At 59.9% G+C, this 20,617-nt stretch carries 18 protein-coding genes and 1 pseudogene; 15 read left to right on the top strand and 4 right to left on the bottom strand.

What is annotated here, in order from left to right:
- Positions 1-6: 6 nt before the first annotated feature.
- The 3 genes from solA to LJU29_RS16435 form a co-directional block, all read right to left on the bottom strand.
- Complete coding sequence (gene solA / locus LJU29_RS16445) at positions 7-1,182, bottom strand: N-methyl-L-tryptophan oxidase (protein WP_257110948.1); 1,176 nt, start codon at positions 1,180-1,182, stop codon at positions 7-9.
- A gap of 432 nt (positions 1,183-1,614) precedes the next feature.
- A complete protein-coding gene (locus LJU29_RS16440; RefSeq protein WP_057423344.1) occupies positions 1,615-3,198 on the bottom strand; it encodes an aldehyde dehydrogenase (NADP(+)) in 1,584 nt (527 codons plus the stop codon).
- Positions 3,199-3,471: 273 nt separating this feature from the next.
- A complete protein-coding gene (locus tag LJU29_RS16435) occupies positions 3,472-4,368 on the bottom strand; it encodes a LysR family transcriptional regulator (protein ID WP_122358928.1) in 897 nt (298 codons plus the stop codon).
- Between the two features lie 103 nt (positions 4,369-4,471).
- On the opposite strand from LJU29_RS16435, the gene LJU29_RS16430 reads away from it, so the two are divergent.
- From LJU29_RS16430 to LJU29_RS16420, 3 genes are all read left to right on the top strand, one after another.
- Entirely contained in the window at positions 4,472-5,011 is a 540-nt protein-coding gene (locus LJU29_RS16430) for a GNAT family N-acetyltransferase (protein ID WP_257110947.1), read from the top strand.
- Between the two features lie 5 nt (positions 5,012-5,016).
- A complete protein-coding gene (locus LJU29_RS16425) occupies positions 5,017-6,177 on the top strand; it encodes an MFS transporter (protein WP_257110946.1) in 1,161 nt (386 codons plus the stop codon).
- Positions 6,178-6,261: 84 nt separating this feature from the next.
- Positions 6,262-6,906 carry a TetR/AcrR family transcriptional regulator gene (locus LJU29_RS16420; protein WP_002553968.1) on the top strand — a complete coding sequence of 215 codons (645 nt, stop codon included), beginning with the start codon at positions 6,262-6,264 and terminating at the stop codon, positions 6,904-6,906.
- A gap of 38 nt (positions 6,907-6,944) precedes the next feature.
- Here LJU29_RS16420 and LJU29_RS16415 read toward each other — a convergent pair.
- Positions 6,945-9,685 (bottom strand): annotated as a pseudogene (locus LJU29_RS16415) (beta-glucosidase).
- Positions 9,686-10,182: 497 nt separating this feature from the next.
- On the opposite strand from LJU29_RS16415, the gene LJU29_RS16410 reads away from it, so the two are divergent.
- From LJU29_RS16410 to gspD, 12 genes are all read left to right on the top strand, one after another.
- Complete coding sequence (locus LJU29_RS16410) at positions 10,183-10,410, top strand: hypothetical protein (protein ID WP_005745674.1); 228 nt, start codon at positions 10,183-10,185, stop codon at positions 10,408-10,410.
- A gap of 83 nt (positions 10,411-10,493) precedes the next feature.
- The gene (gspE, locus tag LJU29_RS16405; RefSeq protein WP_257110945.1) at positions 10,494-12,218 is read left to right on the top strand and encodes a type II secretion system ATPase GspE; all 1,725 of its coding nucleotides are present in this window, start codon (positions 10,494-10,496) and stop codon (positions 12,216-12,218) included.
- Complete coding sequence (gspF, locus tag LJU29_RS16400; RefSeq protein WP_257110944.1) at positions 12,215-13,417, top strand: type II secretion system inner membrane protein GspF; 1,203 nt, start codon at positions 12,215-12,217, stop codon at positions 13,415-13,417. Before gspE ends, gspF begins: the two co-directional genes overlap by 4 nt.
- A gap of 25 nt (positions 13,418-13,442) precedes the next feature.
- Complete coding sequence (gene gspG / locus LJU29_RS16395; RefSeq protein WP_002553963.1) at positions 13,443-13,874, top strand: type II secretion system major pseudopilin GspG; 432 nt, start codon at positions 13,443-13,445, stop codon at positions 13,872-13,874.
- A gap of 8 nt (positions 13,875-13,882) precedes the next feature.
- Complete coding sequence (locus tag LJU29_RS16390) at positions 13,883-14,317, top strand: prepilin-type N-terminal cleavage/methylation domain-containing protein (RefSeq protein WP_002553962.1); 435 nt, start codon at positions 13,883-13,885, stop codon at positions 14,315-14,317.
- A complete protein-coding gene (locus LJU29_RS16385; RefSeq protein WP_257110943.1) occupies positions 14,317-14,688 on the top strand; it encodes a prepilin-type N-terminal cleavage/methylation domain-containing protein in 372 nt (123 codons plus the stop codon). Before LJU29_RS16390 ends, LJU29_RS16385 begins: the two co-directional genes overlap by 1 nt.
- Entirely contained in the window at positions 14,685-15,317 is a 633-nt protein-coding gene (locus LJU29_RS16380) for a type II secretion system protein GspJ (RefSeq protein ID WP_002553960.1), read from the top strand. Before LJU29_RS16385 ends, LJU29_RS16380 begins: the two co-directional genes overlap by 4 nt.
- A complete protein-coding gene (locus LJU29_RS16375; protein ID WP_257110942.1) occupies positions 15,314-16,048 on the top strand; it encodes a general secretion pathway protein GspK in 735 nt (244 codons plus the stop codon). Before LJU29_RS16380 ends, LJU29_RS16375 begins: the two co-directional genes overlap by 4 nt.
- On the top strand, positions 16,045-17,142 hold the full coding sequence (locus LJU29_RS16370) for a type II secretion system protein GspL (RefSeq protein ID WP_004665667.1): 1,098 nt from the start codon (positions 16,045-16,047) through the stop codon (positions 17,140-17,142). The genes LJU29_RS16375 and LJU29_RS16370 overlap by 4 nt, the downstream gene beginning before the upstream one ends.
- A complete protein-coding gene (gspM, locus tag LJU29_RS16365; protein ID WP_005745668.1) occupies positions 17,117-17,728 on the top strand; it encodes a type II secretion system protein GspM in 612 nt (203 codons plus the stop codon). The genes LJU29_RS16370 and gspM overlap by 26 nt, the downstream gene beginning before the upstream one ends.
- Positions 17,725-18,255 (top strand): type II secretion system protein, XpsN-like, encoded by a 531-nt coding sequence (locus tag LJU29_RS16360; RefSeq protein WP_005755690.1) that lies wholly within the window; start codon positions 17,725-17,727, stop codon positions 18,253-18,255. The genes gspM and LJU29_RS16360 overlap by 4 nt, the downstream gene beginning before the upstream one ends.
- Entirely contained in the window at positions 18,255-20,582 is a 2,328-nt protein-coding gene (gene gspD, locus LJU29_RS16355) for a type II secretion system secretin GspD (protein WP_005745666.1), read from the top strand. Before LJU29_RS16360 ends, gspD begins: the two co-directional genes overlap by 1 nt.
- The last annotated feature ends 35 nt before the right edge of the window (positions 20,583-20,617 follow it).

Raw genomic sequence — 20,617 nt, 5'->3', positions numbered from 1 at the left:
CGTTGGTCAGTTCTGCGCGGTGAAACGCGCCAGCGAGAAGGCTGAAAGGTCTACATCGCTGGTGCCGTGAATACAGCGTTGCGCAAGGGCCAGCCCGAGCCCGGCTGAGTGTTTGAAGCCGTGACCGGAGCAGGCCGAAACCACTGTCACGTTCTTCAGATGGGGGTGTTCATCAATGATGAAGTGATAGTCCGGCGTGACGGTGTAAGCGCAGACCGAAGACTTGACCACGTTTGGCGTCAGTCCCGCAATCTTGCCCTTCACCTGGGTCTGGAACATTTCCTGCTCCTCCCTTGCCGTAACAGTGCGATCCAGCTGGTCGGCAGCGGATGCTTCAATGTATTGCTCGGTGGCGACCTTCATACTGTTTTCACCGGGCAGGGGCGGGAAGCCATAGTTGACATCATCCTCCCCGGGCCCGTGAGTCAGAATGAAGCTCGGCGAACGTGGTGCAAAAGCGGCATTCTCCTGCAATTCGAACCAGAACAGCTTTTGCCGACACACCCGCAGCAGATCGCTAAAAGGCGCGCCGAGCAATTCGGCTGACCACATGCCCGCACTGACCATGACTTTGTCGGCGATGATTGAGCCCTTGTCGGTGGTAATGCGCACCTGATCACCCTGTGCCTGTAAGTGCGTAACCGTTTCATGGGTCAGCAACCTTGCGCCGTGTTGCCTCGCCAGCCGCAGCTGTACCTCGATGCAGCGCTCTGGACGGACAAATCCGCCTTCGGGTTCAAAGTAGCCAATGGAGGTATCCCGAACAGGGGTGAACTGGGGAAAGCGCTCGCGAATGGCCGCCGCCGACAGCACTTCGTGCGTCACGCCATAGGTGCGGGCCAGGGCGATGGTCTTGTGGGTGAAGTCGTTACTGTCTTCAGGATCGTACGCAGGGCTGGAAGTCATCACCAGTACACCGCACTGCTCGAACAGCGACTCGCCGCTCAGCGCCTCAAGTTCGCGCCAGATGCTGTGCGAACTGCGTACCAGCGGCAGGTATTGCGGGCCCTCGCCAACCGACAGTCGTGTGATGCGGGTATCGCCGTGGCTGGAGCCTTGTGTGTGCGGAGGGGCGTAGCGATCGACGCCAATTACACCGACCCCGGCCTTCGCCAGTTGATAGACAGTGGCTGCACCCATGGCACCCAGACCGAGCACGGCCACTTCACAACGCTGCTGCATAATCGGAATGCCTCGATAAATCTCTTATTTCACGCCGGACAGTCTGCCGAATCAACCGCCAAACGTGCATAAGGTTATGTCACGAAGCCCCAAGGGCCATTACCAGTGCCATCACACATGAGGGTGTGGGGAACCTGTAAAAATTTACGCTTGCGCTGCTCCGGGTTTTTAAGGTCCGAAATTGATGAAAAGTTGTCCACGGAAATCGTGGGTATGTCTGTGGGTAACTTTTTGAAACCCTTGTTACACGTGGCTTACAGCTGTGTGGTTATTTTATGAACAGCTCATGTCTTGCACTTCCATGGTGCTGCCACCAGGCTGGAAAACAGGTCCGCTATAAGCGATTTAAAGCACAAAAAAGAAATATTTTTCAAAAAAAAGCGCGACCCTCATCAGGTCGCGCTGCTTTTTTTACGAGTCAAGCGATGGTTGTTACACGAGAGGCTGATCGCTCCATTCACCGTTGACCAGACGACGCAGACCCAGCGGGTTGGCATTCTGCAATGCAGGCGGCAACTGGCTGTCGGCCAGGTTCTGATAGCAGACCGGGCGCAGGAAACGGTCGATGGCCAGAGTGCCTACCGAAGTACCGCGTGCGTCCGAGGTTGCCGGATATGGACCGCCGTGAACCATGGCTTCACAGACCTCGACACCGGTCGGGTAGCCGTTGAACAGAATGCGCCCGACTTTCTCTTCGAGTATCGGTTGCAGCCAGCTGTACTGGCTCAAGTCCGCAGGCTCGCCGATCACGGTCGCAGTCAGCTGACCACGCAAGGCCTGCAGCGCGTCTTTCAACTGCGCATCGTCAGCGACCTCGATTATCAGCGTGGTCGGGCCGAAGACTTCTTCCTGCAACAACTGGTCGCCGTTCAACAGCAGACTGACGTCAGCCTTGAACAACTGAGCCTGCGCCTTTTTGCCTTCCTGCGGTTTGCCAGCCAGATGCGTCACGCCCGGATGCGACAGCAAATGCTCGACGCCTTTGCTGTAGCTGCGCAGACCGCCTGCGTTGAGCATGGTCTGCGGTGCCTGACTGCCCATCTGTTCGGTCAGTTGTTCGACGAACGTCGAAAACGCCGGGGAGCGCAGGCCGATGACCACACCGGGGTTGGTGCAGAACTGACCGGCACCCATCACCACCGAACCGGCGAGCTCTTTGGCCACGGTTTCGCCGCGTGCCTGCAGGGCACCTGGCAGCAAGACTACCGGGTTGATGCTGGACATCTCGGCAAACACCGGAATCGGCTGTGGACGCTCGGCGGCCATTTTGCAAAGAGCGTTGCCGCCGTTCAGCGAGCCGGTGAAACCGACGGCCTGGATAGCCGGGTGTTTGACCAGACCTTCACCCACGCCGTTACCGAAGATCATGTTGAATACGCCTTTCGGCATTTGGGTGCGTTCTGCGGCGCGGATGATAGCGCTGGCCACCAGATCGGCAGTCGCCATGTGGCCACTGTGCGCCTTGAACACCACCGGGCAACCGGCAGCCAGTGCAGCAGCGGTGTCACCGCCAGCAGTGGAAAACGCCAGCGGGAAGTTGCTCGCGCCGAACACGGCAACCGGGCCCACACCGATGCGGTACTGGCGCAGGTCGACGCGTGGCAACGGTTTGCGATCCGGCAGGGCCAGGTCAATGCGTGCACCGACGAAATCCCCGCGACGCAGAACTTTGGCAAACAGGCGCATCTGGCCGCTGGTACGACCGCGCTCACCCTGAATACGTGCCTGGGGCAGAGCGGTTTCCTGGCAGACGATGGCGACGAAATCATCACCCAACTGATCCAGTTCATCGGCAATGGCGTCGAGGAAGTCGGCGCGACGGGCCGGGCTCAGTTGACGGAATTCTGGAAAGGCAGCCTTGGCGGCGAGGGCGGCAGCGTCGATTTCGCCGTCGGTAGCCTGATGGAAGCTGTAAGGCAGTTCTTCGCCTGTTGTGGCATCCAGACTTTTTTGCAGGCTTTGGCCAAGAGCGCTGCGGCCGCCAGCGATGAAATTCTGGCCGAGAATGTTAGGCATCGGTATCTCCTGTTGTTTTGAGGTTGGAGGTCGGTATGGAAGGTATCCGGACCGGCGCTCCTTATGGGTTGCCGAGTTGCTTTACAGATTGTCAGTGATGTGGCGTGTAAAAGCAGGCCAGCGATCATTTTTTCTAAAACCAGTGGGCAGTCATCGTACAACTTGATTCGCTGCTGATGCAACTGTCGGCCTGATTTGCCAAGTCAAGCGCCGCTGCTCTTTATAGCGCATGGGCGCGATCAGGCTTCTATCGTGGCGCGCTTTTGTGACCTTTTAAGGTGGTGTGGCGTTGAGGTTGTGCAATGCATCCAGCACCTGGCGCAACGCCTTGCTGACCGGTTTGTCCTGGCGCAATGCAATTCCCAGCGTGCGGCTCAACCCCGGCACCAGCTGCAGCACCTGCAAACCGCGGCGGTGATGGACTGCAGCAACCGCCATGCGCGGCACGATGCTGTAGCCCAGGCCCGCAGCAACCATTTCCTTGATGGCCTCGATGTTGCCCAGTTCCATGACCGGTTTTATCCGGATCCCGGCCTGCAAGAACCATTCATTGATCAGCAGCCGCGTACTGCTGCCTGCTTCGAAGACCACCAGCGGTAGTTCGCAGAGGTGCTCCGGGGTCATTTCAGCGGCAATCGGCTGCTGGCTGCTGGCGAAGATCGCCACGAACTCATCCTCAAGCAGCGGGGTGATATGCAGACTGCGACCCGAGGCGGGCAGCGTCACCAGTGCGAGATCCAGACGGTTTTCTTCCACAGCCTTGAGAATGCCGTCCGTGTTGCCGGTGCTGACCCGCACATCCAGTTGTGCAAAGCGACGGCGCAGTGCCTGCAACATGGGCGGCAGCAGATGAATGCAGGCGGTCGCGCCGGTACCGATCGCAACCTTTCCGGCAACGCCGCTGGCGTGACTGGACAACTCCAGCAGGGCGTCTTCGACCACCGCCTCAATGCGCGCAATATGCTCCAGCAGCGTAGTGCCCGCCGAGGTGGGCTTGAGCCGCTTGCCTACGCGCTCGATCAATTTCAGGTTCAACTGGTCCTCCAGCTGCCGAATTTGCAGGCTTACCGCTGGCTGGGTCAGGTGCAGTCGCTCGGCCGCTGCGGAGAAGCTGCCATGCGCTATGACCAGCGAGAAGGTGTGCAAGTGATTCAGGTTGAGTCGGCGCATGGCAAAGTATTTCTTATGCTGTGAATGATAAATCATAGCTTTTTTAACAGTTTGGTGAGCGGCATGATTGCACTCATCCAACGACATTTGCCCAGAGCCCGATATGACCCCGACCTTTATCCTGCGTGATGCGTGTGATCAAGACATGCCTGCCGTACAGGCGATCTACGCCGATCATGTGCTGCATGGCATTTCCAGTTTCGAACTCGATCCGCCGAGTGTCGCCGAGCTGCTGCAGCGCCGTGCGCAGGTGCTCGTCAACGGCCTGCCATATCTGGTGGCCGAGCTCGCCGGGGAGGTGGTCGGCTATGGCTACGCCACACCCTATCGTCCGCGTCCTGCCTACCGCTTTACCGTAGAAGACTCGGTTTATATACGGGACGGTATGGGCGGGCGGGGCATCGGTCTGGCATTGCTTGGCGAGCTGGTACAGCGCTGCGAGCAGGGCGGCTGGCGGCAGATGGTCGCGGTGATCGGCAATAGCGAGAATATCGCGTCGCTGCGTCTGCACGAGCGCCTGGGTTTTCGCCGTGTCGGGGTATTCGAGTCAGTCGGCTTCAAGCACGGTCGCTGGGTGGACACCGTGCTGATGCAGCGCATGCTCGGCGCCGGCTCGGGCAGTGCACCTTCCGAGCGGGCCTGACTGACGTGGACCGCGCTGATCTGTCCAGGCTGGCGGTAGTCAAACTGGGGCTCGCGCAACTGATCAGTTGGGGTGTGACGTTTTATCTGCCGGGGGCTTTCGGCAATGCGATTGCCGATGATCTGGGCTGGAGCGGCCAGCAGGTCTTTTCCGGGCTGTCAGTCGCACTGTTGATCATGGGCCTGGTTTCGATCTCCAGTGCGCGTTTGCTCCAGTGTCTCGGTGCACGGCAGGTGTTGCAATACGGGGCCGGGCTCAACGCACTTGGCTGCTGCATGCTGGCTGTGTGCGAGACACCTCAGTCGTGGTTTTTTGGCTGGGCAGTGCTGGGCGTCGGCATGCGTTTGTCACTTTACGATGTGCTGTTTGCTGCCCTGGCAGCGCTGTTCGGTGCACGCTCGCGGGCGCTGATGGTGCAGATTACCTTGTTGGGCGGGCTGGCCTCGGCGGTATTCTGGCCGCTGGGCCACGGCTTGTTGAATGCGTTGGGCTGGCGTAGTGCGATTGCGGTCTACGGCTGCCTGGCATTGCTCAGCGGGTTATTGGTCAGCGGCCTGCCGGACTCCCGGTTGCCGGTCTTGAACGCCGGGCCAGCCGCGCCTGCGCCCGCTGACACCACGGCCTGGATACCTCAGTTCGGCTACGCCCTGAGCATGTCCCTGATCGCGTTCCTGTCAGCCGGCTTGTCTGCCCATTTACCCGCGTTGCTGGCTGGTTTGGGCGTGCCGGTCGTGCTGGCAGCGCTGTGGGGCATCGGTCAGACCTGCGCGCGTCTGGCGCAAGCTTTGTTGGCGCAGTCGATGCCTGCACTACGCCTGAATGTCTGGGTCGCTGCCGGAATGGTGCTGTGTTTTACCCTGGGGCTGCTCAGTCAGGGCCATACCCTGCTGGCCTGCATGTTCCTGTTCGGTTATGGCGCGATGAACGGACTGGCCACATTGCTGAGGGCGAATCTACCCTTTGAGCTGTTTGCACATTCGCATTACGTACACCTGCAGGGCCGATTGCTGGCTCCTGCCTTTCTGCTGTCAGCTGGCGCTCCGTGGTTTTTTGCGTGGGCGCGTGAAGCGCAGGGCGGTAGCGGCCTGCTGTGGTTGTCGCTGGCGATCAGCCTGATGTTGATTGCAGTGGCAATTGCATTGAATCTAAATGGCCGCGCAAAATGAAATTGTCCAACAATCCGGTTCAATAGCGTTGCCAGTAGTCGCCTGAATGGTTAGGGTACGCGGCTGTTCAAGAAGGAGCCTGATATGACTCTGCATGACCCCACGGAAACGGGCACGGCAGTCACCCGGCAGCGGCGCGCGCCAAAGGGTGAAAAGCGCCGCAAAGAGCTGCTTGATGCGGCCTTGCAAGTGTTTTCCCTTGAGGGCTATACCGGCGCTTCGGTGGCTAAGGTAGCGGCCATTGTCGGTATTTCCGTCGCCGGGCTGCTGCACCATTTTCCCAGCAAGATTTCGCTGTTGATGGGCGTGCTGGACCGACGCGATGAGGTCAATAGCCGAATTGCTGCCGAGGTGCGCACCGACAACACGTTGACCGGCCTGCTTGGCGGCCTGCGCGCAATCAACCGTTCAAACGCCACGGCGCCCGGCGTGGTGCGTGCCTTTTCGATTCTCAATGCTGAAAGTCTGCTGGAAAACCAGCCAGCCTTTGAATGGTTCCAGACGCGCTACGAGCGTATTCACGCGCACTTGATGGGACAGTTTGCAGGTTTGGTGGAGCGCGGGGAGGTGCGTGCGGATGTGGATCTGGACAAGATCATCCGGCAGATTCTGGCGATGATGGATGGCTTGCAGATTCAGTGGTTACGCTTTCCCGATCAGGTGGACCTGGTCGAGTGTTTCGATACCTACATTGCGCAGGTCGATGCAGCGGTAAGGGCTCGTCCCTGAGCCTTTATTTGTCCGTTTACCCTTCAGTCAGCTAACGCTTACTCGACGGTCTGCTTGAATACACCGCCGGTCTTGATCGGTGGTTTCTCGACCAGAACCGAGTTCAGAGCGGAGCGTGGCAGCGGGTTGCTGGTGGTGGTCGACAGTTCCTGACGGAACGAGTTGACCAGCTTGGCGTTCAGGCGGATGTCCTGCGACGAACCACCGAGCGACAGGTTGAAGGTGTCGGCATCAACCACCCACTGATTGGTTTTAACGTCGAAGTAGGCCAGCGAGCGATCATTGAGCTCAATGGTCACGCGCTTGCTTTCGCCCGGCTTGAGGAACACTTTCTTGTAGCCTTTGAGTTCCTTGATCGGACGCTCGACTTTCGGGTTCTGCTGGCCCACGTACAGCTGAGCGACTTCAGAACCGCCAACCTTGCCGGTGTTGGTCAGATCGAAGGACACCTTGATCGGCGTATTGCCCACCGCAACGCCCGGCGTCACTTTGATGTTGCTGTAACCGAACGTGGTATACGACAGGCCGTAACCGAACGGGTAGAGCGGCTTGATGCCTTTCTTCTCGTAACCACGATAACCCAGCATCAGGTCATCCTTGTAATCCATGTCGGTCAGAGTGTTCTGATTGTCGAATTTCGGGAAGGAAGCGTAAGCCGGGTTATCTTCGATGTTGCGTTCGATACTGATCGGCAGCTTGCCCGATGGGTTGACCTTGCCGAACAGGATCTCGGCCAGGGCCTGACCACCGTTCTGACCCGGGTAGAAGGCATGCAGCGCTACCGGAACCTGTTCGATCCAGTCGCTCATCTTCAGACCCGTACCGCCATACATGGTCACCACGGTGTTCGGGTTGACCTTGGCGATGTTCTGGATCAGCTCGTTCTGGAACTCAGGCAGATCGAAGCTGTGGTCGAAACCTTCACCTTCGTATTCGTTGCTGTTACCCACTGCAACCACGACCGCATCGTAGCCGGACAGGTCCTGAGGAGCGTTCAGCGAAGCCGAACTCAGCTGCACACCTACCAGGCCACCCATGGTCGACAGGTAACCGGCGCGACGCGAGTACTCGAGCTTCACATCGTAAGACTGGCCAGCTTCCAGATTGATCTTGGCGAACTCTGGAATGGTCGGCGGGATGCTGTTGCCCGGCAATGGCTTGCCGTCACCGTTGTCGATGATTTTCTTGCCGTTGACCCACAGACGCACGGCGCCGTCGGCACGAACCTTGAACACCTGCTCGCCGCTCTGGGTCGGGGTGACCTTGCCGGTGTAGCGAATCGAAGTCGACGATGTATCGCCATTCAGTTCGCCAGCGGTCGAACCTTTGCTGGTGTACGGATCGGACGTCGAAGTGTTGCTTTCGAACGGCAGGTTCTTGTCGTTGGCCCAGTCCAGGTCGACATGCTTCTCGGTACGGTGACCGCTGCATCACCAGACCAGTTGGTGTTGCTGAAGTACTCGACTTTCATGCCCTGGACTTCATTGCCAGTTGCGTCGGTGGTGGTCCAGGCACTGGTGCTTGGGTCCAGCGACAGGCCTTCGATGAAGTCGACTTTGGCGTTGGGCGCGATTTGTTGCAGACCGCTCAATTCGCTGACGTAATGGCTGGCCATGACGTTGGCGCTGCCGAAACCGGTCGGTGGCGAGTACTTGGCCAGGGTGCCGACAACGGCGATTTTCTTGACCTTCTGCTTGTCCAGCGGCAACAGATCGCCCTGGTTTTTCAGCAGCACGATGCCTTCACGTGCAGCATTCAGAGCAACCTTGTTGCTGGTCGAGCTGTTCATGTTGTGCGTGGTCAGCGGCGTCTTGCTGTCGAACTTGTACAGGTAGATCTGCTTGAGGATGCGGCGGACCTTGTCGTCGATGGTCGCAGCGCTCAGGTCACCGGCGTCCAGATGAGGCTTCAGCACGGAGCTGTTCATCTGGTAGCCCATCATGTCCAGATCGGCCCCGGCGCGGGCGGCTTCGAAGCCGTGCACGACAGCGTTGTAGTCGCTCTGTACGAAGCCCTTGAAGCCCCATTCCTTTTTCAGGATCTGCGCGATCAGGTGCTCGCTTTCGCAAGCGAAATCACCGTTCACTTTCTGAAAGGCGCACATCATCATCGCAACGTTGCCGTTCTTCGAGGACGACTCGAATGCAGGCAGCGACATTTCGCGCAGGACGCGCTCTGGCATCTTCTGGTCCAGGTTGAAGCGGTTGCTTTCCTGGTCGTTGGCCGCGTAGTGCTTGGCGTTGGCCCATACACCACGAGACTGGATACCGTTGATGACGCCCGGTGCCAGGCTGGCACCCAGGAACGGGTCTTCACCGGAGAGGTATTCGAACGCGCGGCCGCCGTAAGGCATGCGGTACAGGTTGACGCCGGGGCCAGTGATGAACTGGTAGCCGCCGACGGCAGTGTCATAGCCCAGCGCACGGCCGAGGTCGATGGCACGACGCGGGTTGAAGGTGGCTGCCAGGTTAGGGCCGGACGGATAGACCACGCCCTGATCGTTGCCTTCGCTGGTGTAGCGCACGCCCACGCCGCCGTCGGCACCGTGAATCTGCGGAACGCCGTAGTTGGTCAGCGGCTTGACATCCCAGCCGCCGGTGCCGCCGATGTAGGCCAGCTTTTCTTCCATGGTCATCTTCGCCAGGGTCTTCTGCGCGGCTTTTTCAGCGCGGTCCTCGCGACCTTGTTGCACAGTAGGGTCAGCGGCGTGCACCTGGGATACTGCCAATGCCAGCAAGGCCAGCGCCGAGTGCGCGCCTATCATCTTTCGCTTGTTCATATTGCTCTCCAACTACGTTTCAATTAACTGGTTGCCTGCGCACGTGCGAAGGACTAACTCGTCGTCATTTGCCTTTGCGGCTTACTCTTTTCTCCGGGCAAAAGTTGCCCGCTGTCGCGTTTTTTCCCCTCTTAACAGGGGAGCGACTTATGGCTGTTTAATTACTGTTTCGATGTTTTATTTATTATCTTTTCTACTTCTCGAAAGCCATCAAATTGCTATCGCATGGTGGCACTTTGAATATCAAAACAGTTACAATTAACCCTAAAACAAGGCATAAATGTCAAATAAAAGCGTATTTTTCTTTCATTTCGTATTTTTTCTTTACAATTTAGGAGCTCTTGTTAAACCTACTGTTCGATGGGTTTAAGATTTTTCAGGACGAAGAAAGACAGCTCGCAAGTTGCGATGCGTGCTGTACGCTATTTCTTGCCCGGTCTTTATCCGATTTCTGCCTTTTGCAGAATTCACTTCTTTTTTCTGTGGAGTTAACTACGATGAAATTCTCTGTAATCAGTGCGGGCGTTGTTCTGGGTCTGGCCCTTAGTGGTGCAGTAGTTGCCGCTGAAGCGACCGATGACGATGCAACATCCGGTGCAAGCGATTCGACGGTCATGACTCAGACCCAGGACGCCAAGGCAGCGCAGAAGGCGCAAAACCAGAAGACCGAAACGACAAAAGGTGGTCGCCCGCAGAACGCAACCCCTCAAAAGCAGTCAAACTGATCGTTTGAAGCCTTTTAACACAGCACTTTCCTGTCGGAGAGTGCTGTAACATGTCCCTCCGAAGTAGCAAAATGCCCTCATTCATGCCGCCAGTTCCCGTCGATGTTTCCCGCCTCCTCATTCCGGATGCCGCGCAGGTTTGCGCCTGGCTGACCGAGCACGCGGGTCTGAAAATGGCCGATCTGGAGCGGGCGCAACGTTTGCAGCAGGAGTCTGAAGGCACCGAGCTGCTCGGGCTGTTGACTCGTCTGGGTCTGATTTCCGAATTTGAACTGGCCCGCGCATGGGCAGCCCTGTTGCAGGCACCGCTGCTACTTGCTGACGCTGTGCCGCCGCTGCTCGACCCCTTGCCGCCTTTGACCGAGCGCTTCATGCGCCACTATCAAGTCGTGCCCGTAGGCTGGAGCGATCAAGGGCTGCAAGTGCTCAGCGCCAACCCCGGTACGCTGTACCCGTTCCAGGCCATCGCTTATGCCTGCGAAGTGCCGGTGCGGCTGTCCATCGGGCCGCGCAATGAAGTCGAAACCCTTATTGAGCGTTATTACGGACAGGGCCGCTCGGCAATGGGCACCCTGATCGAGAACCTGGATGAGGAGGGCGGCTCGCTGGAAGACATCGAGCACCTCAAGGATCTGGCCTCCGAAGCGCCGGTCATTCGTCTGGTCAACCTGATTCTGCAACGCGCGGTCGAACAGCGTGCGTCGGACATTCATATCGAGCCGTTCGAGAGCCAGCTAAAAGTGCGCTATCGCATCGACGGCGTGTTGCATGAGGCCGAAGCGCCACCGTCCAGTTCTTCGGCGGCGGTTATTTCCCGGGTGAAGATCATGGCGCGGCTGGACATCGCCGAGCGTCGTCTGCCGCAGGATGGCCGGATCATGCTGCGCATCCAGGGCAAGGAGCTGGACCTGCGGGTGTCTACGGTGCCCACCAGCTTCGGCGAATCGGTGGTCATGCGTTTGCTGGACCGGCAGACCATCAATTTCGATTTCCCCAGCCTGGGTTTCGACGGCGAGCGGCTGGATGAATTTCTCGACGTGCTGGAGCGTCCGCACGGCATTCTGCTGGTCACCGGGCCGACCGGCTCCGGCAAGACCACCACTCTTTATACTGCGCTCTCACGGCTCAATACCGCCGAGCGCAAGATCATCACCGTCGAAGACCCGGTCGAGTATCAGCTCGAGGGCATCAATCAGATTCAGGTCAAGCCTTCCATCGGCCTGGACTTCGCCGGGGCACTGCGCTCCATCGTGCGTCAGGACCCGGATGTCATCATGATCGGTGAGATGCGTGACCTGGAAACCTGCCGTATCGCCATTCAGTCCTCGTTGACCGGTCACCTGGTGCTCTCGACGCTGCACACCAACAGCGCGGCGGCGAGTATTACCCGTCTGCTGGACATGGGCGTCGAAAGCTACCTGATCGCTTCGACGGTCAACGGCATTCTGGCCCAGCGTCTGGTCCGCCGTCTTGATCCGGCAACCCGGGAAGCCTTCGATGCGCCGCCGGAGTTGATTGCCGAGCACGGGCTGGAGCGCTTCACTGACGAACGCCCGATTCGCCTGTATCGCCCGCGTGCCGATGCACCTGGCGGCGGTTACCGGGGGCGCAGTGCAATCACCGAGTTGCTGGTCATGAACGAAGAGCTGCGCAGTCTGTTGATGCGCCACGCCGATGCGTCGACTCTGGAAGAAGCTGCCCGACGTGGCGGCTTGCGCACGCTGCATGAAGAGGGCCTGCGCCAGGCCGTGGCCGGGGTGACCTCGCTGGAGGAAGTGCTGCGCGTCACCCGAGGTGAAGGCACATGAGCCTGTTCAAGTACCGCGCACTGGATGCTCAAGGTGCGTCGCAGAACGGCACGCTGGAAGCCCGCGACCAGGATGCTGCAATCGCCGCGCTGCAAAAACGTGGCCTGATGGTCTTGCAGATTGACGCGGCCGGTATGGGCGGGTTGCGCCGCGCACTGGGCAGCGGCTTGCTCAATGGGGCAGCGCTGGTCAGTTTCACGCAGCAGCTCGCAACGTTGCTCGGTGCCGGACAGCCGTTGGAACGATCTCTTGGAATTCTGCTCAAACAGCCTGGACAACCGCAGACCAAGGCATTGATCGAGCGCATCCGCGAACAGGTCAAGGCCGGCAAGCCATTGTCCGTTGCGCTGGAAGAAGAGGGCACACAGTTTTCGCCACTTTATATAAGCATGGTCCGCGCCGGTGAAGCCGGGGGCGCGCTGGAAAGCACGCTGCGTCAATTGAGTGATTACCTTGAACGTAGTCAGCTGCTGCGTGGCGAGGTCATCAACGCGCTGATCTATCCGGCCTTTCTGGTGGTCGGCGTACTGGGCTCGCTGGCCCTGTTGCTGGCTTATGTAGTGCCGCAATTCGTACCGATCTTCAAGGATCTCGGCGTGCCGATTCCGTTGATCACCGAGGTCATTCTCAACCTCGGACAATTTTTGAGCAACTACGGCCTGGCTGTTCTGGCGGGCCTGATCGCGCTGATCTGGGGCATGGCCATTCGCATGCGCGACCCACAGCGCCGTGAACGCCGCGACCGCCGCATACTCGGCATTCGGGTAATCGGTCCCTTGCTGCAACGCATCAAAGCAGCGCGTCTGACTCGAACGCTTGGCACGCTTTTGACCAATGGAGTGGCGTTGTTGCAGGCGCTGGTGATCGCTCGCCAGGTCTGCACCAACCGCGCCTTGCAGGCGCAGGTGGAGCAGGCTGCCGAGTCGGTGAAGGGCGGCGGCACGCTGGCCAGTGCGTTCGGCGCGCAACCGCTGCTGCCGGATCTGGCGCTGCAAATGATCGAGGTCGGCGAACAGGCGGGCGAACTGGACACCATGCTGATGAAGGTCGCCGATGTGTTCGACGTCGAGGCCAAGCGCGGTATCGACCGCATGCTGGCCGCGCTCGTACCGGCGCTGACGGTGGTTATGGCGGGCATGGTCGCGGTGATCATGCTGGCGATCATGCTGCCGCTGATGAGCCTGACCAGCAATATCTGAATCCATGAAAGAGGAAACCACTCCGATGACTTTTAGCCGCACACGCTTCAAACCCGCACGCCGACAGGGCGGTTTCACTTTGCTGGAAATGCTCGCGGTTATCGTATTGCTGGGCATCGTTGCGACCATCGTCGTGCGCCAGGTAGGTGGCAACGTCGACAAGGGCAAATACGGCGCAGGCAAGGCTCAGTTGGCCAGCCTGGGCATGAAGATCGAAAGCTATGCGCTGGACGTCGGTTCGCCACCCAAGACTTTGCAGCAATTGACCGAGAGACCGGGCAACGCCTCGAACTGGAATGGCCCTTACGCCAAGCCTTCGGACCTTAAAGACCCGTTCGGCCACGCGTTCGGCTACCGCTTCCCGGGCCAGCACGGCAGTTTCGACCTGATTTTCTACGGCCAGGACGGTCAGCCGGGCGGCGAAGGGTACAGCGCCGACCTGGGCAACTGGGAGTAACGTTCAGCATGAGAACGCCTGTCGCAAGCCGGGGTTTTACCCTCATGGAAATGCTGGTAGTGCTGGTGTTGATGAGCATTGCCGTCGGTCTGGTGGGTTTCGGTCTGCAACAGGGTTTGAGTACCGCCAGTGAGCGACGCGCGGTCGGCGACATGGTCGAGGCGCTAAGGGCAACCAGAGTGCGCGCGATTGTTACCGGTCAGCCTGCGCGCACCGAGTTCAATCTGCGCAAGGCGACTTTCAAGGCGCCCGGCAAGCGTGAGGTGCACTGGCCTGAAAATCTGCATGTGACCATGCAGACCGCGTCGGATCTCGGCTCGTCCGTGGAGTTCTACCCGGATGGCGGTTCCAGTGGCGGCAACGTGGTTGTCGCCGACGGCGACCGGCGCTGGCGTATTGATATTGGCTGGCTGACCGGTAGCGTTCAGGTACGGTCGCTTTAATGAAAACATCGCAGTCGGGGTTCACCCTGCTGGAGATGCTTGCTGCATTGACCGTTATGGCAGTGTGCAGCGGCGTTCTGCTGGTTGCATTCGGGCAGAGCGCTCGCTCCCTGCAACATGTTTCGCGCAGTGACCGGATCAGCCATGCAGCACGCACGATTATGGATCAAGAAAGCGCCGGCCCACTGGAAAACGGTACGCGTCAGGGAACACTCGCAGGCATCGACTGGACCCTGGATATCCGTCAACTGTCGGGTGCCAATGGTGAGGCACGGATGTTTCGCCTCGACCTGATGCTCAGCGAGCACCAGCGCAAAGCGCAGTTCAGTACGCTTAAACTGCGCGGCGCTGTCAGCGGGGCCGGATCATGACCCGTACCCAGCGTGGTTTCACGCTGCTGGAAGTACTGTTGGTGATCAGTCTGTTGGGCGTGCTGCTGGTGTTGGTTGCGGGGGCGCTGCTGGGTGCCAACCGTGCGGTGCTCAAGGCCGAACGTTACACCGTGAACCTGGACGAAGTCCGCGCCGCGCAGGCGTTTCTGCGTAGCTCGATTGGTCAGGCCCTGCCGCTGGATACGTCTGCCGAAGACGACGTCAACAGCGGTTTTTTTGAAGGCTCGGCGCAGCAGTTGCGCTTTGTCGCCACGTTGCCCGGTGAGCTGGGCGGTGGCATACAGGTGCACAGCCTGGAACTTGGAGGGCCGCAAGGCCATCGGTCTTTGCAAGTCTCTTTTGCTCAGGTCCAGTCTGGTGCAAACGGCATTGCCCTGAAACCTTGGGGTGAGCCTCAGGTGTTGTTGCAAAACGTCGAGTCACTGACGTTCAGTTATCGCGGGCTGACCCCCAAGGGCAAGCCGACAGGCTGGATGGCCGAATGGCCCTGGCCGAATCGTTTGCCCGGTGCTGTAAGGATCGACCTGAAGACCAGCGGGGCGGTGAAGTGGGTCCCTGAAGTAGTCGCTTTGCGTCTGGACCTGTCCGGTGGGGCGGGCGGCGAATGAATATAGCCAGTCGACAGCAGCGTGGTGTTGCGCTGCTGGTGGTGCTTTGGGTGCTCGCGCTGTTGAGCCTGCTGCTCGGCGGGTTGGCTGGGTGGGTGCAACTGGAAAGCCGGCAGGCACTCTGGTTGCGCCAGAACACTCAGGCACTGATGGCCGCCGAAGCTGGCATGAATATGGCTGTGCAGGGTTTGCTTGATCCTGCGCAGCGCAAACGCTGGATTGCCGATGGGCGTCTGGTGTCGTTGCGGATGGATGATACGCAATTGCTCGTCAGCATCAGGAGCGAGCGCGGCAAGCTGGACCTCAACAGCGCGCCGGTGGCGGATATATCGCGGCTGTTGCAGGCCTGCGGCGCAGCTAAGAATCAGGCCAGCGGTATTGCCCAGGTGCTGGAAGAACAGCGCAACGGCGGTCAGTCACCGTTGCGGGTGGTTGAGGAAGTACGCCAGTTGCCGGGCATGAGTCAGGCGCTTTATGCCCGGCTGTTGCCGGAAATAACATTATGGAGCGGCCTGTATCGGCCCGACCCGGCATTCGCTTCGGCGTTGCTGCGACGGGCCTTGAACCTGCCGAACCAGAGCGCGGTCGGGGCCGATCCAGGTGAAGTGCTGGCCATCGACAGCCGCGCAGAACGACCGGGCGGTGTGACTGCCCTGTTACAAACCACTGTTTTATTGAGCCCATCGGAGGGAGGCGCACAGCCCTACAGGGTGTTGCGTTGGCAAGAATGAATTCATCAGTTTCTGCACGTCTGGCGCCTGTCTACGCGTTACGCGAACAGGTCGCCCGGCAGTGGCGTGGCAGTCCGGCGCAACACGGTTGGCAATGGTGGGTCGCGGAGCTTCGCGCCTGCCTGCCGCCGCGTGTGCGTCGCTGGCTGGGCCGCGAGACCCTGGAGCAGGCGCACGTCTGGCCGCTGGTCGAGCCGCTGCCCGATGCATCGCCTCAGGCACGACGTGTGTTGTTGCTGCCAGCGTCGGCGGTGCTGGTGCAGCCCCTGCAACTGCCAGCTGCCGCGGCGCGCAATCTGTCGACTGTCGTCGGTTACGAGCTGGACCGCTTCACCCCGTTCGACGCTGGCCAGTTGTATTTTGTGGCCCGTCAGGACAGTCGCAGCGCCAGCTTTGTGCAGGTCACACTGGTGGCGATATTGCGCGAGCGGCTGGACGCGATACTCAGTGAGTGCGCCGAGCGCGGTTTGCGTCCCGATGCGGTAGATGTCGTCACTGACATGGGGACTGCCGCCATGGGTACTGGCGGGCAGCGTATGGGCATCGACCTGTTGCCGATGCCACTGCGCCCGCAGCAATCGCACTCCGGTCATCGTTTGCAGCGCTGGCTGCTCTGGCTGTGTGCCGGTTTGCTGCTGAGCGCCATGCTGTTGTGGCTGAATGACCGGCAGAGTCTGCTCGATGACATGCAGGCCAGTGTCCAGGCGCAGAAGGCCCAGGTGGGTGAGATTCAACAGCTGCGTCAGCAGTTGACCAACACGCTGGGCGCAGCCAATTACCTGATCCGCCGCAAGGCTGCGCAACCGCCGCTGTCGGCGCTGCTCAGTGAATTGACCGCTTGCCTGCCCTCGGACACCTGGATCGAGCATCTGGAAATCAGTGACAGCGCCGAAGTCGCGTTTTCCGGGCAAAGCGCCAAGGCCAGTGCCCTGATCGGCCGCGTCAAGGATTGTCACAGTCTGGACAACGCGCAGTTTCAGGGCGTGATCCAGCCCGACACCAAGACCGGCAAGGATCAGTATTCACTGCGTGCGCATTTGCACCAGAACCAGCATCAGGAGAACGCCGATGCGCCGTCCACTGACAAGCCGTGAGCGGCGGGGCGCGGCCCTGATGATTCTTGCCTTGGTGCTGTGCCTGGCTTATTGGCTGTTGATCGACAGTTGGTTCGCCGGACCCTTGCGCGACATCAGCGAGCAGACCGACCAGTTGCGCGAACAGCAGCAGCGTTACGCCGGCCTTCTGCAGCAGGGCGACTCATTGCGTGAGCAATTGGAACAGGCCCGTCGTGACCCGGCCAGCAGCACCAGCTTGTTGCCGGGCGAAGACCCGAGCGCTGTGGCGGCGGATCTGATGCAGCGTATTGCCGACCTGATCAGCAGTCAGGCCAGCACCGGCGGCGGCTGCGAGCTGACCCAACGCATGCCGATCACGCCAGAGCAGGACAGCGCCGAGCCGTATCGGCAGGTCAAGGTCAGCCTGACCCTGAACTGCGCTATCGAACCACTGACGGCCATTCTGCATGCGCTGGAGTACCAGCGCCCGTTTCTGTTCATTGACGAGATGAGTATGCGTCGTGATGCCAATGCTCCGGCCAGCGGTGCCGCCGGCAAACTGGTGGTGCACCTGCTGGTGCGCGGCTACCTGCAACCGGCCAGCGCCGGGGAGGGTGAGCAATGATCGGTTCCTTACGCCCGCTGGAGTGGTCGCTACTGGCTCTGGCCGCGCTGCTGGCGGGGCTGATCGCCCTGATTTTCAGTGGCGCTGCACACTCGCCCGACTGGCTGCCGGAGCAGGCACCGCGCAACCCGATCGATCAGAAGGCGCAGACCCACAATGCGCCGTCGGCGACGCTGGACAGCCTGGCCAATACCTGGAAAACCCCGCTGTTCAGTCCTGACCGCAGCCCGGATGTGACGGTTCGCAAAGCCGACGCGCAGGCCACCAGCCTGGCCGGCCTGACCCTGACCGGGGTGATCATGGACGGCTCGCTGCGTGTCGCACTGATCAAACAAGCCAGCGGTCCAGCGTTGAAGATCCGTCAGGGCGATCGCCTGCCCAACGGCTGGACGCTGGACCGTCTGGAGCCTACCCAGGCCACCTTTCAACTCGATGGCCGTACGCAAATGCTACGCCTGCCCGCGTTGCGTCTGCCGCCGCCGTCGAGTACACCGCCGATTACCTTAACCAACGATTCCACCCTGTGATGGGTACCTTTTCTGGAGTTTCTGCCATCGCTACCTTGCGCACACCCTTGCTTTGCCTGGCTACTGCCGTCGCCCTAGGCGGCTGCGCGTCAAAGCCCGACACTCTCGATCCCGACAATGGCATGCTGCAGGAAGCGCTCCAGGGAACCGGTTCACAACGCCCGCCGGTAGACCCGCGCAGCGAACGACCGCCAGTCGAGCCACCTTCACAGCAACCGGCGAGCTCGCCGCAGCGCCAGATCATCAAGGGCAACCAGCGTTTCATCCGCCAGCCCGCTGCTGCTCCGGCGGCGCGTCCGGCCGAAACCGGTGACATCGTCTTCAATTTCACCAATCAGCCGATTCAGGCGGTGATCAACAGCATCATGGGTGATCTGCTGCACGAGAATTACAGCATTGCCCAAGGTGTAAAGGGCGATGTCAGCTTCTCGACCTCCAAGCCGGTCAACAAGCAGCAAGCGTTGTCGATTCTTGAAACGTTGCTGTCCTGGACCGACAACGCCATGATCAAACAGGGCAATCGCTATGTGATCCTGCCCTCGAATCAGGCCGTTGCCGGCAAGCTGGTGCCGGAAATGCCGGTGGCGCAACCGTCTGCGGGCATGTCGGCGCGGTTGTTCCCGTTGCGTTATATCTCGGCGACCGAAATGCAGAAGCTGCTCAAGCCGTTCGCCCGGGAAAACGCGTTCCTGCTGGTTGATCCGGCGCGCAATGTACTGAGCCTGGCGGGTACGCCCGAAGAGCTGTCCAACTATCAGGACACCATCGACACGTTCGATGTGGACTGGCTCAAGGGCATGTCGGTCGGCGTATTCGGTCTGCAACGTGCCTCGGTCGGTGAACTGATGCCTGAGTTGCAGAAAATGTTCGGTCCGGAGAGCGGCATGCCGCTGGCGGGCATGGTGCGTTTCCTGCCGATCGAGCGGACCAATTCGGTGGTGGCGATTTCCTCGCAGCCTGAATACCTGCGCGAAGTCGGCGAGTGGATTCATACCATCGATGAAGGCGGCGGTAACGAGCCGCAGATGTACGTGTACGACGTGCGCAACATGAAAGCTACCGATCTGGCCAAATACCTGCGGCAGATCTACGGGTCGGGTGCCATCAAGGAAGACTCGGCAGCCAAGGTCGCGCCGGGGCTGCGCACAACCACCTTGTCATCGCTCAACTCCAATGGCGGCAGCGGTGTTGGCGGCATGAGCAGTTCCAACGGGCTGGGCAGCAACGGCGGTGGCATGAGTAATGGCGGCGGCTTTGGCAACAGCCAGGGCATGAACAACAGCCAGAACAGTGGCGACAGTGAATCCGAGAGCGACGATCAGAGCGGCGGTGAATCGGATTCGGCCAGCCAGGAAGGTGGAGGCGCGAACGGCAACAGCAAGTCGCTGGACGCCAGCACGCGCATCACTGCGCAGAAGAGCAGCAACCAGTTGCTGGTACGCACCCGTCCGGCGCAGTGGAAGGAAATCGAGTCGGCGATCAAGCGCCTCGACAATCCGCCGCTACAAGTGCAAATCGAGACGCGCATTCTGGAAGTCTCGCTGACTGGCGAGCTGGACATGGGCGTGCAGTGGTATCTGGGACGCTTGGCGGGCAACTCGGGTACAACCGGCAACGTGACCAACACTGCGGGCAGTCAGGGTGCGATTGGTACCGGCGGGGCTGCGCTTGCTTCTACTGACGCGTTCTTCTACTCCTTTGTCAGCAACAACTTGCAGGTCGCCTTACGTGCGCTGGAAACCAATGGTCGAACCCAGGTCCTGTCGGCACCATCGCTGGTGGTGATGAACAACCAGCAGGCGCAGATTCAGGTTGGTGACAACATCCCGATCAGCCAGACTTCGATCAACACTAACACCTCCACCAACACCACATTGAGCAGCGTCGAATATGTGCAGACCGGTGTGATTCTCGACGTCGTGCCGCGCATCAATCCGGGCGGACTGGTGTACATGGACATTCAGCAGCAGGTCAGTAGCGCCGACACCAATTCCACTAACAACGACGCCAACGGCAATCCGCGTATCTCCACGCGCTCGGTCGCTACGCAGGTGGCCGCGCAGAGTGGCCAGACCGTGCTGCTGGGCGGTTTGATCAAGCAGGATAACGCCGAGACGGTCAACGCTGTGCCGTATCTGGGACGCATTCCGGGCTTGAGGTGGCTGTTCGGCAGTACCAGTAAGTCCAAGGGCCGTACCGAGCTGATCGTGCTGATCACGCCGCGAGTCATCACCAGCAGTAGCCAGGCACGTCAGGTGACGGATGACTACCGTCAGCAGATGCAGTTGATCAAGCCGGAAGTTTCGCGGACCAGCATGCAGAACTGAGGCTGTGTCAGTTTCTGCTTCCGAGCCCACTCACG

Source organism: Pseudomonas ficuserectae, assembly GCF_024584585.1.
GTDB lineage: Bacteria > Pseudomonadota > Gammaproteobacteria > Pseudomonadales > Pseudomonadaceae > Aquipseudomonas > Aquipseudomonas amygdali.
The sequence above is the reverse complement of the archived record's forward strand: the minus strand, read 5'-3'. Positions and strand labels throughout refer to the sequence as shown.

Bases quoted from the DNA above. Each gene is read 5' to 3' on its own strand.
- gspD (WP_005745666.1), top strand. From the start codon at position 18,255: ATGGGTACCTTTTCTGGAGTTTCTGCCATCGCTACCTTGCGCACACCC.
- LJU29_RS16420 (WP_002553968.1), top strand. From the start codon at position 6,262: ATGACTCTGCATGACCCCACGGAAACGGGCACGGCAGTCACCCGGCAG.
- LJU29_RS16440 (WP_057423344.1), bottom strand. From the start codon at position 3,198: ATGCCTAACATTCTCGGCCAGAATTTCATCGCTGGCGGCCGCAGCGCT.
- gspE (WP_257110945.1), top strand. From the start codon at position 10,494: ATGCCGCCAGTTCCCGTCGATGTTTCCCGCCTCCTCATTCCGGATGCC.
- solA (WP_257110948.1), bottom strand. From the start codon at position 1,182: ATGCAGCAGCGTTGTGAAGTGGCCGTGCTCGGTCTGGGTGCCATGGGT.
- LJU29_RS16430 (WP_257110947.1), top strand. From the start codon at position 4,472: ATGACCCCGACCTTTATCCTGCGTGATGCGTGTGATCAAGACATGCCT.
- LJU29_RS16435 (WP_122358928.1), bottom strand. From the start codon at position 4,368: ATGCGCCGACTCAACCTGAATCACTTGCACACCTTCTCGCTGGTCATA.
- gspM (WP_005745668.1), top strand. From the start codon at position 17,117: ATGCGCCGTCCACTGACAAGCCGTGAGCGGCGGGGCGCGGCCCTGATG.
- gspF (WP_257110944.1), top strand. From the start codon at position 12,215: ATGAGCCTGTTCAAGTACCGCGCACTGGATGCTCAAGGTGCGTCGCAG.
- LJU29_RS16385 (WP_257110943.1), top strand. From the start codon at position 14,317: ATGAAAACATCGCAGTCGGGGTTCACCCTGCTGGAGATGCTTGCTGCA.
- LJU29_RS16380 (WP_002553960.1), top strand. From the start codon at position 14,685: ATGACCCGTACCCAGCGTGGTTTCACGCTGCTGGAAGTACTGTTGGTG.
- LJU29_RS16410 (WP_005745674.1), top strand. From the start codon at position 10,183: ATGAAATTCTCTGTAATCAGTGCGGGCGTTGTTCTGGGTCTGGCCCTT.
- gspG (WP_002553963.1), top strand. From the start codon at position 13,443: ATGACTTTTAGCCGCACACGCTTCAAACCCGCACGCCGACAGGGCGGT.
- LJU29_RS16370 (WP_004665667.1), top strand. From the start codon at position 16,045: ATGAATTCATCAGTTTCTGCACGTCTGGCGCCTGTCTACGCGTTACGC.
- LJU29_RS16390 (WP_002553962.1), top strand. From the start codon at position 13,883: ATGAGAACGCCTGTCGCAAGCCGGGGTTTTACCCTCATGGAAATGCTG.
- LJU29_RS16360 (WP_005755690.1), top strand. From the start codon at position 17,725: ATGATCGGTTCCTTACGCCCGCTGGAGTGGTCGCTACTGGCTCTGGCC.
- LJU29_RS16375 (WP_257110942.1), top strand. From the start codon at position 15,314: ATGAATATAGCCAGTCGACAGCAGCGTGGTGTTGCGCTGCTGGTGGTG.